The 12,405-nt window shown below is 73.0% G+C and carries 16 protein-coding genes; 8 read left to right on the top strand and 8 right to left on the bottom strand.

Features of this window, described 5'->3' with window-relative positions; translation table 11 throughout:
• Nucleotides 1-47 precede the first annotated feature (47 nt).
• Complete coding sequence (locus tag ABFX54_RS05770; RefSeq protein ID WP_346102007.1) at nt 48-407, top strand: hypothetical protein; 360 nt, start codon at nt 48-50, stop codon at nt 405-407.
• An 81-nt stretch (nt 408-488) separates the two neighbouring features.
• Here the strand turns inward: ABFX54_RS05770 and ABFX54_RS05765 are convergent, their stop codons facing one another.
• From ABFX54_RS05765 to ABFX54_RS05755, 3 genes are all read right to left on the bottom strand, one after another.
• Nucleotides 489-863, bottom strand: a complete 375-nt coding sequence (locus tag ABFX54_RS05765; RefSeq protein ID WP_346102005.1) for a nuclear transport factor 2 family protein — start codon at nt 861-863, stop codon at nt 489-491.
• Between the two features lie 62 nt (nt 864-925).
• Nucleotides 926-1,231, bottom strand: a complete 306-nt coding sequence (locus tag ABFX54_RS05760) for a DUF952 domain-containing protein (RefSeq protein ID WP_346102004.1) — start codon at nt 1,229-1,231, stop codon at nt 926-928.
• A 71-nt stretch (nt 1,232-1,302) separates the two neighbouring features.
• Entirely contained in the window at nt 1,303-1,626 is a 324-nt protein-coding gene (locus ABFX54_RS05755; protein ID WP_346102002.1) for a DMT family transporter, read from the bottom strand.
• A 132-nt stretch (nt 1,627-1,758) separates the two neighbouring features.
• On the opposite strand from ABFX54_RS05755, the gene ABFX54_RS05750 reads away from it, so the two are divergent.
• Both ABFX54_RS05750 and ABFX54_RS05745 read left to right on the top strand, forming a co-directional pair.
• Nucleotides 1,759-2,712 carry a radical SAM protein gene (locus ABFX54_RS05750; RefSeq protein ID WP_346102000.1) on the top strand — a complete coding sequence of 318 codons (954 nt, stop codon included), beginning with the start codon at nt 1,759-1,761 and terminating at the stop codon, nt 2,710-2,712.
• Between the two features lie 100 nt (nt 2,713-2,812).
• Nucleotides 2,813-3,220, top strand: a complete 408-nt coding sequence (locus ABFX54_RS05745) for a hypothetical protein (RefSeq protein WP_346101998.1) — start codon at nt 2,813-2,815, stop codon at nt 3,218-3,220.
• A gap of 87 nt (nt 3,221-3,307) precedes the next feature.
• Here the strand turns inward: ABFX54_RS05745 and ABFX54_RS05740 are convergent, their stop codons facing one another.
• Both ABFX54_RS05740 and ABFX54_RS05735 read right to left on the bottom strand, forming a co-directional pair.
• Nucleotides 3,308-3,562: a helix-turn-helix domain-containing protein gene (locus tag ABFX54_RS05740; protein WP_346101996.1), complete on the bottom strand. Its 255-nt coding sequence runs from the start codon at nt 3,560-3,562 to the stop codon at nt 3,308-3,310.
• An 83-nt stretch (nt 3,563-3,645) separates the two neighbouring features.
• The gene (locus ABFX54_RS05735) at nt 3,646-4,047 is read right to left on the bottom strand and encodes a hypothetical protein (RefSeq protein WP_346101994.1); all 402 of its coding nucleotides are present in this window, start codon (nt 4,045-4,047) and stop codon (nt 3,646-3,648) included.
• Nucleotides 4,048-4,147: 100 nt separating this feature from the next.
• On the opposite strand from ABFX54_RS05735, the gene ABFX54_RS05730 reads away from it, so the two are divergent.
• The 5 genes from ABFX54_RS05730 to ABFX54_RS05710 all read left to right on the top strand — a co-directional run bounded on the left by ABFX54_RS05730 (nt 4,148) and on the right by ABFX54_RS05710 (nt 8,875).
• Nucleotides 4,148-4,555 carry a VOC family protein gene (locus tag ABFX54_RS05730; protein ID WP_346101992.1) on the top strand — a complete coding sequence of 136 codons (408 nt, stop codon included), beginning with the start codon at nt 4,148-4,150 and terminating at the stop codon, nt 4,553-4,555.
• Between the two features lie 148 nt (nt 4,556-4,703).
• Complete coding sequence (locus ABFX54_RS05725) at nt 4,704-6,038, top strand: MFS transporter (protein WP_346101990.1); 1,335 nt, start codon at nt 4,704-4,706, stop codon at nt 6,036-6,038.
• Nucleotides 6,039-6,929: 891 nt separating this feature from the next.
• Nucleotides 6,930-7,694 (top strand): MerR family transcriptional regulator, encoded by a 765-nt coding sequence (locus tag ABFX54_RS05720; RefSeq protein WP_346101988.1) that lies wholly within the window; start codon nt 6,930-6,932, stop codon nt 7,692-7,694.
• Between the two features lie 51 nt (nt 7,695-7,745).
• Nucleotides 7,746-8,069, top strand: a complete 324-nt coding sequence (locus ABFX54_RS05715; protein ID WP_346101987.1) for an ArsR/SmtB family transcription factor — start codon at nt 7,746-7,748, stop codon at nt 8,067-8,069.
• Nucleotides 8,066-8,875: an SRPBCC domain-containing protein gene (locus tag ABFX54_RS05710; protein WP_346101986.1), complete on the top strand. Its 810-nt coding sequence runs from the start codon at nt 8,066-8,068 to the stop codon at nt 8,873-8,875. The genes ABFX54_RS05715 and ABFX54_RS05710 overlap by 4 nt, the downstream gene beginning before the upstream one ends.
• Before the next feature lie 62 nt (nt 8,876-8,937).
• On the opposite strand, the gene ABFX54_RS05705 is transcribed toward ABFX54_RS05710, so the two are convergent.
• The 3 genes from ABFX54_RS05705 to purB all read right to left on the bottom strand — a co-directional run bounded on the left by ABFX54_RS05705 (nt 8,938) and on the right by purB (nt 12,355).
• Nucleotides 8,938-9,978, bottom strand: coding sequence for a DUF4037 domain-containing protein (locus ABFX54_RS05705; protein ID WP_346101984.1), 1,041 nt, complete (start codon nt 9,976-9,978; stop codon nt 8,938-8,940).
• Nucleotides 9,979-10,166: 188 nt separating this feature from the next.
• Complete coding sequence (locus ABFX54_RS05700) at nt 10,167-10,928, bottom strand: GNAT family N-acetyltransferase (protein ID WP_346101982.1); 762 nt, start codon at nt 10,926-10,928, stop codon at nt 10,167-10,169.
• Complete coding sequence (gene purB, locus ABFX54_RS05695; RefSeq protein ID WP_346101980.1) at nt 10,925-12,355, bottom strand: adenylosuccinate lyase; 1,431 nt, start codon at nt 12,353-12,355, stop codon at nt 10,925-10,927. Before purB ends, ABFX54_RS05700 begins: the two co-directional genes overlap by 4 nt.
• Nucleotides 12,356-12,405: the final 50 nt, after the last annotated feature.

Genomic DNA, 12,405 nt, shown 5'->3' with positions numbered 1-12,405 from the left:
GAGCCGATTCTCAAGATCCCGGGCCCTCTACGGCTTATGAGCGGCGCGTGGTGGCCGGCTCGCTCAGGGTGCCCTTCTCCCCTGCGCTGGAGCCGGGCCGGGTGACGGAGGGTGCGGAGGTCGTCGCTCGGGTGCTCGCGGTCGCGGGATGGGTTCTCGCTGCCGCAATCGCCGCAGCTGCTGTACGCATGCTCCACCGCGTTCCAAAAGTGGCGGGTCACTGCTGGTGGCGGAGGAGTTTCTCCAGGAGTCGCTGGCGTTCGTCGCGTCTGACGCGCCTGGCACGTCAGGCGGAGGGCATCCTCGTCATCGAGGGCGCACGCCACTACGAGATGTACGACGAGCCCGAGTACATCGCGCAGGCGGTCGGGCGCCTGCGCACGTTCTTCGGCAAGCATCTGGCCTGAGCCTTCAGCCGAGGCGGCTTTCCGGCTCCGTGGGCGCCCCGGCTGAGGGCGGTGGCGTACGGCACCCCGAGGCGCCGGTGTCTAGTGGTGGCCGTCGGTGGTGTGCCAGTAGTCGCGCGTCTGTACGGCGAGGCCGCCCGCGTCGAAGCGGGCGAAGACGCAACCCGCCAGGGTGATGGGGCGGCCGTCGTCGTAGGCGTGCACGCGGAACTCGATGGCGGCCTGGTCGCCGTCGACGACGGGGGTGGCGAAGGTGACGTGGGGGTCGGTCTCGCCGGTGAAGGACCAGGTGATGTAGTCGGCGATGGCCTGCCGGCCGTGGTGCGGGGGGCGGAAGGGCATGCTGGTGTGGACGGCGTCGTCGCGGTAGAGGGCGGTGATGGCGGCGACGTCGTGGTGGGTCCAGGCGTGCTGCCAGGTGTCGGCGAAGCGCCGGGCGGCGGCGCGGGTGTCCATAGGCGGCCTCGCGTCCATGAGCGGCGTCGCGTCTGCGGGCAGTGTCGGGTCTACGGGCGGTGTCATGGGGTGGCCGGGCCGGGGTAAGGGCGGGTGGCGGTGACGCTGGTCAGGGGCAGCGGCCCGTACAGGTGGGGGAAGCCGTCCTCGACGCGGACGTCGAGACCGGCCGGGTCGATGTCGAGGACGATCAGCGGTTCGGTGAGGTGGCCGTAGAAGGCGGTGTGGACGCCGTGCAACTGGGCCAGGTCGCGGCTGCAATGGATGTAGCCGACCTGGTCGAGGGTGCGGCCGAGGGTGGAGATGCGGTACTCCCCCGCGGCGCGGGCGTTGTCCCAGTCGGTGCGCAGGGCGAGGTGGTGGATCATGGTGTCCGTTCGCTGAGGGAGGGACGGGCCGCGCCGCCCCCGGCCGGCCAGGCGCGCGGGTCCGCTGTGCTTCAGTGGCCGCCGGCGAGGTTGAGGACGACGACGCCGGCGATGATGAGCAGGATACCGCCGGCCTTGACGAGGGTGAGGGTCTCGCCGAGGAAAGCGGCCCCGATGAGAGCGATGGCGGCCGTCCCGGCGCCGGACCAGACGGCGTAGGCGGTGCCGACGTCGAGCTGGAGCTTCAGGACGCGGGCGAGCAGCAGGAAGGAGATGATGTAGCCGGCGGCGACGGTGATGCTCCAGCCGAGGTGGGTGAAGCCGTTGCTGAGTTTGAGCGCTGTGGTGGCGACCACTTCGGAGGCGATGGCGAGGGCGAGCAGGATCCAGGCCATGTGCGGGGCTCCAGACGAAGGCGGGATGGGGCGGGTGTGCCGCCAGTATCGTGGGTCCGCTCCCCCGCGCGGGCGGGCGGGGTTGGGGGGAACGGCTTGAAAACGGAGTCGAATGCGTGTTCCACTGGTGATGTGGGTTGGGACGCGCTTGCGCTTGTCGACGCCGCCGATGAGCGTCCGCTGATCGAGCGGCGCGCGGTGGTGCGCGACGGCTTCTACGAGATGCAGGCCCGCACCGTGATCGAGCGGGTGCCGCAGGTCGCGGGCATCGCCCAGCGGTGGGCGGTCTCCCCCTACCGTGGTTGCGCCCATGCCTGCCGCGGCTGCGGCGCCCGCGCGGGTCACCGCCGGCTCGGCCTCGATGCGGGTGCCGACTTCGACACCCGCATCGTGGTCAGGCCCAACGTGGTCGAGCGGCTGCGGGCCGAGCTGACCCGCTGGGACGGCGCGGAACTCGCGGTCGGGCTGAGCGGCGACTGCTACCAGGCGGCGGAGGAACGCTACCGGCTGATGCCCGGCGTGATCGGGGCGCTGGCGGGCGCGGGGGCGCCGTTCACCGTCTACACCAAGAGCGCGCTGGTGCTGCGGGACGCGGAGCTGCTGGCGCGGGCGGGCGCGCGGGTGGCGGTGTCGATCGCGTTCGTGGACGAACGGATCCGGCGCGCGGTCGAGCCCGGAGCGCCGTCGGCGCAGGCCCGGCTGGAGCTGGTGTCGGCCCTGGTGGAGGCGGGGGTGGAGTGCCGGGTGCTGATGTCGCCGGTGCTGCCCTTGCTGAGTGACGCGGCCGACCAGCTCGCGGCGACCGTACGGCGGATCGCGTCGGCGGGCGCGGCCGCGGTGGAGCCGGTGGTGCTGCGGCTGCCGCCGGGCACCCGGGAGTGGTACCTGAGCTGGCTGCAGGAGGCGCATCCGCAGCTGGTGGAGCGGTATGAGGAGCTGTACGACCGGGCGGGGCTGCCGTCCGAGGGGTACGAGGGGCGGATCACGGGGCAGATCGCCCAGTTGTGCCGCATGTACGGGATGGGGTGCGGGGCGCCCGTGGCCGAGCGGCGTGAGCCGGTGGCGGCGCAGCTGGCCCTGGTGTGATCGTCGCGGCTGAGTGTGGATTTCTGCGCAGACCGGCGCCTTGACCGGCTCTAGCGTCGGCCTGGTCCAGATCGCAGGATTCCACGAGAGGAGAGACCTCATGACCGCGAAGGCCATACGTCGTGGCCTCGCCGTCGCCGTCGCATCCCTCGCCGCCGCGGGCGTCCTCGGGGCGCCTGCCGCGAGCGCGTCGGCTCATCCGGTGCCGGGATGCACGAGCAGGACGTACCCGGGGTATCAGGTCCGGCACGTGCACCTGTACCTGAGCGATCCGGCCGTGGCCGTGTGCAAGGCGTTCAAGCGGATCGGGGGCGGCAGGTTCCAGGTGTTCTACAAGATCAAGGGGCGCGGCGGCCCCCGGCAGGCGCAGGTCCGCAACGACGGGACGCTCGTGCGCACGTACTTCGTGCGCGGCGGAACGGGGACGATCAGGGGCCGGCTGCAGGGGCAGCGCACGTTCTTCCGGGCGTGCCGCCCGGACGGCACCGTGTGCGGGCCGTGGCTGTGACGCCCGCCCGCGAAACGGCCGCGATCGCGTAGACCGGCCCGACGGTGCGCCGCGCGTTCCTGGAGGGGGCGTGCGGCGCCGGCCGGGTCAGGGGGCGGCGGCCGGGGTGGAACGGGTGACGAGATGGTCGAGGGAGATGCCGAGCACGTCGGCCAGAGCCGCGATGGTGAAGAACGCCGGTGTCGCGATCCGGCCGGTCTCGATCTTGCGGAGCGTCTCGGCGGACATGCCGGCGGCCGCGGCGACCTCGACGATGCTCCGCTCCGCCCTGGCCCGTCGCAGCACCATGCCGAGCTGCTCGCCACGCAGGCGTTCTTCAGGGGTCAGCGGGGGTCGCACCATGACACCCATGCTATACCCCGGGATAGAAATACCGGACCAGACCGGTAGCCGCCCTCCCCCGGCGAACGTCACACCGGCCGGGGTCAGCGGTCGAACCAGCGGGCCGCGGGCGCGGTGAGCAGCGCGCCGGCGACCCCCAGCGGCAGGAGCACGCTCAACGGCAGCGACGCCCACATGACGGTCTCCGCCAGCAGCATCGACACCAGGTTGCCGACGCCCAGGATCGCTTCCACCGCCACCGCCGCCCACCGTACGAACGACCGCCGCGACCCCCACCGCACAACCAGCCACACCATCACCACCAGAACGACGGCCGGTAGCAGGAACAGCAGCAGGAACAGCGACGGGGCGCCCGCCGCGGCCGCCAGCACCCCGCCCATCACGACCAGCCCCAGCACACTGGCGACCACCTGCACGATGAGCACCACCCGCGCGGTCCGCACGAGAGCGGGCATGGGCTCCACCGGGACACCGTCGCTCGTCACCCGATCATTCTGCCGCACCCCCGCCCCACCCGGCGCGGGGCGGGGAACCGGGCAGGAATCGAGAAGCACCCCGCACCGGCCCGCGCCTAACGTGAGGGCCATGGACATCACCATCCACGCCAGCTTCCTGCCGCACGACGACCCGGACGCCTCCCTGGCCTTCTACCGCGACCTGCTCGGCTTCGACGTACGCGACGACATCGGCTACAACGGCCTGCGCTGGATCACCGTCGGCCCCGCCGGCCGCCCCGGCGCCTCCCTCGTCCTGCAACCGCCCGCCGCCGACCCCGGCATCACCGCCGCCGAACGCGCCACCATCGCCCAGATGATGGCCAAGGGCACCTACGCCGGCATCCTGCTGGCCACCGACGACCTCGACGGCCTGTTCGAACGGGCGCGCGCGGGCGGCGCGGAGGTCGTGCAGGAGCCGGTCGAGCAGCCGTTCGGGGTACGTGACTGCGCTTTCCGCGACCCGGCCGGCAACATGGTCCGCGTCCAGCAACGCTGATCCCCCTGCGCAGTGCACGCCACCCGCCCGCCGGGCGCCGGGCCCAACTCGCCGGTCCAGAATTGACGGGGCCGTGTGGGAGGGTGGCGCCACCGGCGCCGGCCCCGGCGGCCGGGCACACCCCCCCTGCGTGAGAGAGGCGCCTTCCGTGCGAGGTCCCGGCCGTGCCCACCCCACCGGCGGCAACCCGGACCGCGGCGGCGCCGGTGAGGAGGACCGTCCGCGCCCGAAGGCCGGGGCGCGGATCGCCTCCGCCTTCTCCCCCCTGGCCGCGCCCGGCTTCCGCCGCTACTACCTCGGCCAGACCGCCTCCTTCTTCGGCGACGCCCTGACCCCGCTCGCCGTCGCCTTCGCCGTGCTGCACCTCACCGGCTCCGCCGCCGACCTCGGCATCGTGGTCCTCAGCACCCGGCTGCCGATCATCGCCCTGACCCTGCTCGGCGGAGCAGCCGGCGACCGCTTCTCCCGCCGCTCCGTCATGCTGACCGCCGACCTCACCCGCCTGGCCGCCCACGGCGCCACCGCCGTGCTCCTGCTGACCGGCAACGCGCACCTGTGGACGCTGGTGGCCCTGCAACTGATCGCCGGCGCCGGATCGGCGTTCTTCAACCCGGCCGCCGTCGGGCTCGTCGCCTCCCTGGCCGGCAAGGAGGACCTCCAGGCGGCCAACAGCCTCCTCTCGATCTCCCGCAGCACCGTGTCGATCGTCGCGCTGGGCGTCGCCGGAGCCCTCGTGGCGTGGGCCGGGCCGGGGTGGGCGATCGCGATCGACGCGATGACGTTCGCGGTGAGCGCCGCGTTCCTGGCCCGGCTCCCCCGCGACCTCCCCGAGGGCGGACGCGTCCCGGCCCGCGGGCTCCTGGCCGGCATCGGCGACGGGCTCGCCCAGGTGCGCGGGCGCACCTGGCTAGGGGTGTGGATCGTCCACCTCGCCGTCGCCAACGCGTTCGTGATCTCGCCCATCCTGGTGCTCGGCCCGTACGTCGCCGACCGCTCCCTCGGCGGCGCACCGGCCTGGTCGGCGATCGGCATCGCCTACGCCGCCGGCGGGCTGGCCGCGGGCGTCGTCAGCGCGCACTGGCGGCCCGCCCGCCCCATGGTGGCCGCCCTGCTGGCGTTCCTGCTGATCGCCCCGTTACCGGCCCTGCTCGCCGTGCCCGCGCCCCTCTGGCAGCTCATCGTCGCGGCCGTCGCCGCCGGCGGGCAGGTGACGGTGCACAACGTCATCCAGACCACGGCCCTCCAGCGGCACCTGCCCGCCGATGCCGTCGCGCGGGCGGCCTCCGTCAGCATGCTCGGCGCTCTCGTGGCGGCGCCCGTCGGCATGGGGCTGGCCGGGCCCGCGGCCTCCTTCTTCGGCACGCGGCCCGTGCTGATCGCGTGCGCCGCGACCGCCGTGCTCATCACCGCCGTCACCTTGCCGGTGCCGGCGGTCTGGCGGATCCGGGACGACTCCAGCCCGGTCCCGTCAGCGTCCGGGTGATAACGCGCAGAATGATGCAGGCGTGCGCCCGGGTAATAACTGGTGCTCCAGGCACACGGCGGATCCGTGGCCGAGCTGCGCGCGTCCGCGCGGGTCCGCGCCGTTCGCAGTCATGGTGTCCGGGCGGCGGGCAGGCTCGTTCGCCCGGCCCGCGGGCTGCGGGACCACCGCACCCGCTCCTGCCCTGACGGCTCCGCCCGAGCCCGGCCCGGCAGGCCGTAATAATCCGGTGGCCGGTCGCGTCCCGCGGCCGAGCCGCCGCAGCCGGGCAAGAAGCCGGCCCCGCGGGCGCGCGCTTTCCCCGGCATCCGCCACCGGGCGTCCCCGGCCGGCCCGTACGAACCTGTCCGGACGGTCACCGGGCCGCCGCCCGGACGGACCTCCTCCAGGACGGGCCCCGCGCCGCACACCGGCGCGCCCCGCCACAGTTCTTCTCGCGAGCACAGGCGATAACTCCACTCCATCAGCGCCCGCACCACCCGCGGCCAGGGCGGCACGGCCCCGGACCCCGGACAGCGGCAGGCGGGAACGGTCAACGACCCAGGACGAAAGCGCACAGGGCACGACGAAGCGGAGCCCGGCCCCGGCCACCTCGTGCCGGCGCCCGACGAAACGTCTCACCTCGGCCGGCCGGTCGCCCGCACGGCGCCCCCGGGAGGTCCTGATCGTCACCGCTGTCATGGTGCCTTCTGCCGACGCGGGAAGCGGGTCGCCATCTGCGCCGCGACCCCGTCGTCGCACCCAGGCTATGTCCCCGCGACGGCGCGAGTGTCCCCTGGTCAAGAAGCCACAGCAAGTTTTGACCTGGTCATGAGGTTCGCCCGGTAAGCCGTTGAATCCGGCGCTCCCCGGCTTGACCCGCACGCCACGTCACCCGGCAAGCTGGACCCTATGAGCCACTCCGTCGGACGGGTCGCCAGGATCGCCCGCATCACCGTACGCACCCTGCACCACTACGACGAGATCGGCCTGCTCACCCCCAGCGAACGCACCAACGCCGGCTACCGCCGCTACACCGACGACGACCTCACCCGCCTGCAGCAGATCCTCCTCTACCGCGAACTCGGCTTCCCCCTCGACGAGATCGCCGTCATCCTCGACGCCCCCCACACCGACGAACTCACCCACCTGCGCCGCCAGCACGAACTCCTCACCCGCAAGGCCGAGCACCTGCACGAGGTCATCCAAGCCGTCGAACGCGCCATCCACGCCCGCCAGGCCGGCATCTCCCTCACCCCGGAAGAACGCTTCGAGATCTTCGGCCACTTCCGGCCCGAGGACCACGACGCCGAGGTCGAACGCCGCTGGGGACACACCCCCCAGTACGAACAGAGCCGCCAGCGCGTCGCCTCCTACACCAAGGCCGACTGGCTCCAGCTCAAAGCCGAGTCCGAGGCCATCAACGACGACTTCGTCGCCGCCTGCGAGGCCGGCCTGCCCGCCGACGGCCCCCACGCCATGGACCTGGCCGAACGCCACCGCGGCCACATGAACCGCTGGTTCTACGACTGCGACCACGAGTTGCACGCCTGCATCGGCGACCTGTACGCCGAAGACAGCCGCTTCATCGAGACCTTCGACGCCCTCCACCCCGGCCTCGCCGCCTACCTCGGCCATGCCTTCCGCGCCAACGCCCGCCGCGCCGCCACCTCCTGACCCCATTACATGCACTTGCGGGCATATAACCAATCCGGTATGTTCACCGCCATGCCCTTCGACGTGCTAGCCGAACCCGCACGACGCCACATCCTCGACCTCCTCCTCCAACGCCCCCACCAGGTCAACGAACTCACCCACCACCTCGGCCTCACCCAACCCGGCACCTCCAAACACCTGCGCGCCCTGCGCCAAGCCGGCCTCGTCACCGTCCGCAAAGACGCCCAACGCCGCTGGTACGAACTCCGCCCCCAACCCCTCGCCGAAATCGACGCCTGGCTCACCCCCTACCGCCACCTCTGGAACACCACCCTCGACCGCCTCGAAACCCACCTCGACACCATGCGAGACCACCCGGGAGACCACACCCCATGAACGAGACCCTCACCCTCCATCCCGACGGCCGCACCACCCTCCAACTCCAGCGCCGCCTCCCCCACCCACCACAAAAGGTCTGGCGCGCCATCACCACCCCCGAGCACCTCTCCGCCTGGTTCCCCGCCGACGTCACCATCGACGGCGACCGCATCACCTACGGCTTCGGCCCCGACGGCCGCATCACCGAAAACGACCCACCCCGCACCTTCGCCCACACCTGGGGCGACGACGAACTCCGCTGGCACCTCCAGCCCGACGGCGAAGCCACCCTGCTCACCTTCACCCACACCTTCACCGACCGCCACGGCGCCGCCAGCTTCGCCGCAGGCTGGCACACCTGCATCAAGGCCATGCTCGCCCACCTCGACGACCGCCCCATCCGCCTGCCGCAAACCCCCGACCCCGCCACGTCCGCACACCTGCACGAGGACTACATCGCCATCCTCGGCCTGCCCTCCACCACCCTGCACACCACCGCCGACGGCCGCGCCGGCGTCCGCGTCGAACGCCAGCTCACCCGCCCCGCCCAAGACGTCTGGCACCTCCTCGGCGGCGCCGCCGCGCGGACCGGCAGCCCGCCCCCCGAGGCGTTCACCGTCCCCGGCCTCAAGGCCGGGCCCGTCACCCGCGCCGAGACCGCCGAGTTGCTCGCGTACGACACCCCGGAAGGCGGCGTGCGCTGGGAGTTCGCCGAGGGCACCGGGCAGGGCCCCCGCCTCGTCGTCACCCACACCGGCGACACGGCCTTCCTCGACGCCTGGCGCGTCCGCGTGGAAGACCTGGCGGCCTCCCTTGTCGAATAGGGTTTTCGGCTGTCAGGGTGTCTGTGTTTTGCGTCCACCCTCGGCCTTTACACTGTAGATCACTACGTGGTGAGGCTCAGCGCGGCCGCCGTCACCGCCCGCGCCCGCTCCGGCGCCACCAGCAGATCCGTCGAATCCGTCAGCTGATCCACGCACCCCAGCAGCGGCAGCCCGGCCACCGCCACATCCCCCACCGCCGCCATCAGCGCCCCCGCGAACCGCTCCCCGTCGATCACCCGGAACGGCCGCTCGAAGAACGGCCGCACCCGATCGTCCAGCCGCTCGGCCAGCCCCGCCCGGTTCTGCCAGCCCGCCACCCGCGCGTACGCGGCCGACAGCCCCTCCTCCCGATCCCGCCACGACCGCGCCGCCACCGCCGACCCCAGCGACTCGGCCAGCTCCGCCGAGCCCGGCATCCGCGCCAGCGCGCTGCCCAGCCATTTCGCGTACGGCGGATAGCGGCGGCGCAGCAGCAACGCCAGCCGCATCACCTCCCGCGCCAGCCGCGCCCCCACCACGGCCGAGCCCAGCTCGTCACCCACCTCCGCGCACCGGCCGGGGAACGGCTCCTCCTGCCAGATCCGGCGCCACTGACAGGCCAGCACGTACCGCCACACGTCCTGCGGATACCAGCGCAACGCCGCCCTGGCCGCCTCCAGCCCCCGCTCCCCCAGCCCGTCGCAGAACACCTCGCCCCGCGTCACCTCCGCCAGGCGCTGCCACGGCACCGACAGCCAGTCCAGCAGGCTCACCCCTTCGCGCGGATCGAAACCGAGCCGCCCGCGCAGCCACCCGCCCAGCTCCGTCACCGTCACCCCGGGCCGCACCGCGCCGTGGTAGCCGAACACGGTGGGATAGCCGGCGAAGCGTTCCGGCAGCCCCGCCGCCACCTTCGCCTCCACCTCGGCCACCCGCTCCCCCGGCACGAACAGCAGCACCCTGGGACCCCAGTCATGGTCCGCCGAACGCGCCGTGTCGAACTCCAGCACCTCCGAGCCGGGCCCGATCAGCGCCGCCCCGTGCGCGACCCCCGTCAGCAGAGGGGCCACCACTTCGCCGTAGAAGGCGCGCGACAACTCGATACCAGGTACAAAATCGGACATCACTCCGCCAACTTTGCACCAGCGCTTCCGGAACCACATCCGGTTTTTCCGCCGCCGCCCGGGACCGCCGCCCAGGGCACCGTGACCAGGCGTGGCCGGGACGCGGTCGGGGCGGCGGTCGGGGCGGCGGTCGGGGCGGCGGTCGGGGCGGCGGTCGGGGCGTGGTGAGTCGTGGTGCGTACGAGTGGTCAGGGGGCGACGTGCGCGGCCATCACCGGCCGCCGCCGGTAGCCGATCCGCTCGTACACGCCGATCGCCGCGGCGTTGACGTCGTCCACCATCAGCGCGGCCCGCCCGTACGCCGCCACCAGCTCCAGCGACAGCCACCGGCACACCCGCTCGGCCAGCCCCCGCCCCCGGAACGCCGAAGTGGTCGCCACCCCGGCCAGCAGGCCCACCGTCGGAGCCGACCACGCGTCGGCCGCCACGGCGGCGATCACGCCGTCGACGCGCACGCCCGCCCACCGGCTCACCCCCGCCGCTCCTGGAACGGCGTAGGAGTGCGGCGCCGCGGCCGCCAGCAACGCCGCGACCTCGCCCTCCGCCTCCACCCAGCCCACCTCGTCGCCCTCGCCAGAGACGGGAGAACGGACAGAGGCGAGGGCGGCGGCTGGGGCTGCTGCGGGCAGGCTCATCCACGAGAACCGGCCGGCCTCGTCCACCCCGTCCAGCTTCGCCGTCACCGCGCCCATCAGCTCCACCTCCCCCAGCGGCCGGTACGAGGGCCCCAGCTCACCCAGCGCGTGCCGTACCAGCTCCACCGCACACGAGGCGTCACCCCACACCGCCAGCCGGTCACGCCGCGAGATGTCGGGGCTGCCCGCCACGACCGCGTCACCCAGCGCCCAGGCCCGGCCCGCGCCGGTCAGGCCCTGCGCCGCCCACATCACCAGGTCGTCGTCATCGCACGCCGAGCCGAGCTCGCGGACGGAGCGCAGCTCGGTGATCACAGGATCGCGCCGGGACGGTACGCGGCCGCCTCCGGATGCGCCGCCACGACCTCGCCCACGGCCCGCGAGACCGCCTCCACCTGATCGGCCGCCGCCCCCGTGAACGACACCCGGTCGGCCAGCAACTCCTCCAGCCGCTCCCGGTCCAGCGGGAACCGCTCATCGGCGCCGAGGCGATCCAGCAGCTCGTTGGCCGCCCCGCGCGAACGCATCGCCAGCGCCGCCGCCACCGCGTGCTCCTTGATCAGCTCGTGCGCCTGCTCGCGGCCCACCCCGGCCCGCACCGCCGCCATCAGCATCTTCGTCGTGCCCAGGAACGGCAGGTAGCGGCTCAGCTCGGCGGCGATCACCGCCGGGAACGCCCCGAACTCCTCCAGCACCGTCAGCATCGTCTCCACCAGCCCGTCGAAGGCGAAGAACGCGTCCGGCAGCGCCACCCGGCGCACCACCGAGCAGGACACGTCGCCCTCGTTCCACTGATCGCCGGCCAGCTCGCCCACCATGGAGGCGTAACCGCGCAGCACCACGGCCAGGCCGTTGACCCGCTCGCAGGAGCGGGTGTTCATCTTGTGCGGCATCGCCGAGGAGCCGACCTGCCCCTCCTTGAAGCCCTCCGTCACCAGCTCCTGGCCGGCCATCAGCCGGATCGTCTTGGCCAGCGACGACGGCGCCGCCGCCAGCTGCACCAGCGCGGTGACGACCTCGAAGTCCAGCGAACGCGGATAGACCTGCCCCACGCTGGTGAAGCGGTGCTCGAACCCCAGATGAGCGGCCACCCGCCCCTCCAGCTCGGCCAGCTTGCCGCGGTCGCCGCCGAGCAGGTCGAGCATGTCCTGAGCGGTGCCGACCGGGCCCTTGACGCCGCGCAGCGGATAGCGGGCGATGAGCTCCTCCAGCCGCCGGTAGGCGACCAGCAGCTCGTCGGCCGCCGTGGCGAACCGCTTGCCCAGCGTCGTCGCCTGCGCCGCCACGTTGTGCGAACGACCCGCGATCACCGTCGCCTCGTGCTCCTCGGCCAGCGCCGCCAGCCGGGCCAGCAGCGCCACCACCCGGTCGCGCACCAGCAGCAGGCTGTCGCGCACCTGCAACTGCTCGACGTTCTCGGTCAGGTCACGCGAGGTCATGCCCTTGTGCACCTGCTCGTAGCCGGCCAGCGCGTTGAACTCCTCGATGCGGGCCTTCACGTCGTGCCGGGTGACGCGCTCGCGCTCGGCGATGGAGTCGAGGTCGACCTGCTCGACCACCTTCTCGTAGGCGGCCGGCGCACCCTCGGGCACCGCGACCCCCAGCTCGGCCTGCGCCCGCAGCACCGCCAGCCACAACCGCCGCTCAGCGATGATCTTGTATTCGGGCGACCACAGGCGGGCCAGCTCCGCCGAGGCGTAGCGGCCGGCCAGGACATTCGGGATACGCGGCTTCGACGTCACGTCGCACAAGTCTATTCACCCCGCCCGGCCACCGGATCAGCGGCCAACTG

The organism is Nonomuraea maheshkhaliensis (assembly GCF_039529435.1).
Lineage (GTDB): Bacteria > Actinomycetota > Actinomycetes > Streptosporangiales > Streptosporangiaceae > Nonomuraea > Nonomuraea maheshkhaliensis.
The sequence above is the reverse complement of the archived record's forward strand: the minus strand, read 5'-3'. Positions and strand labels throughout refer to the sequence as shown.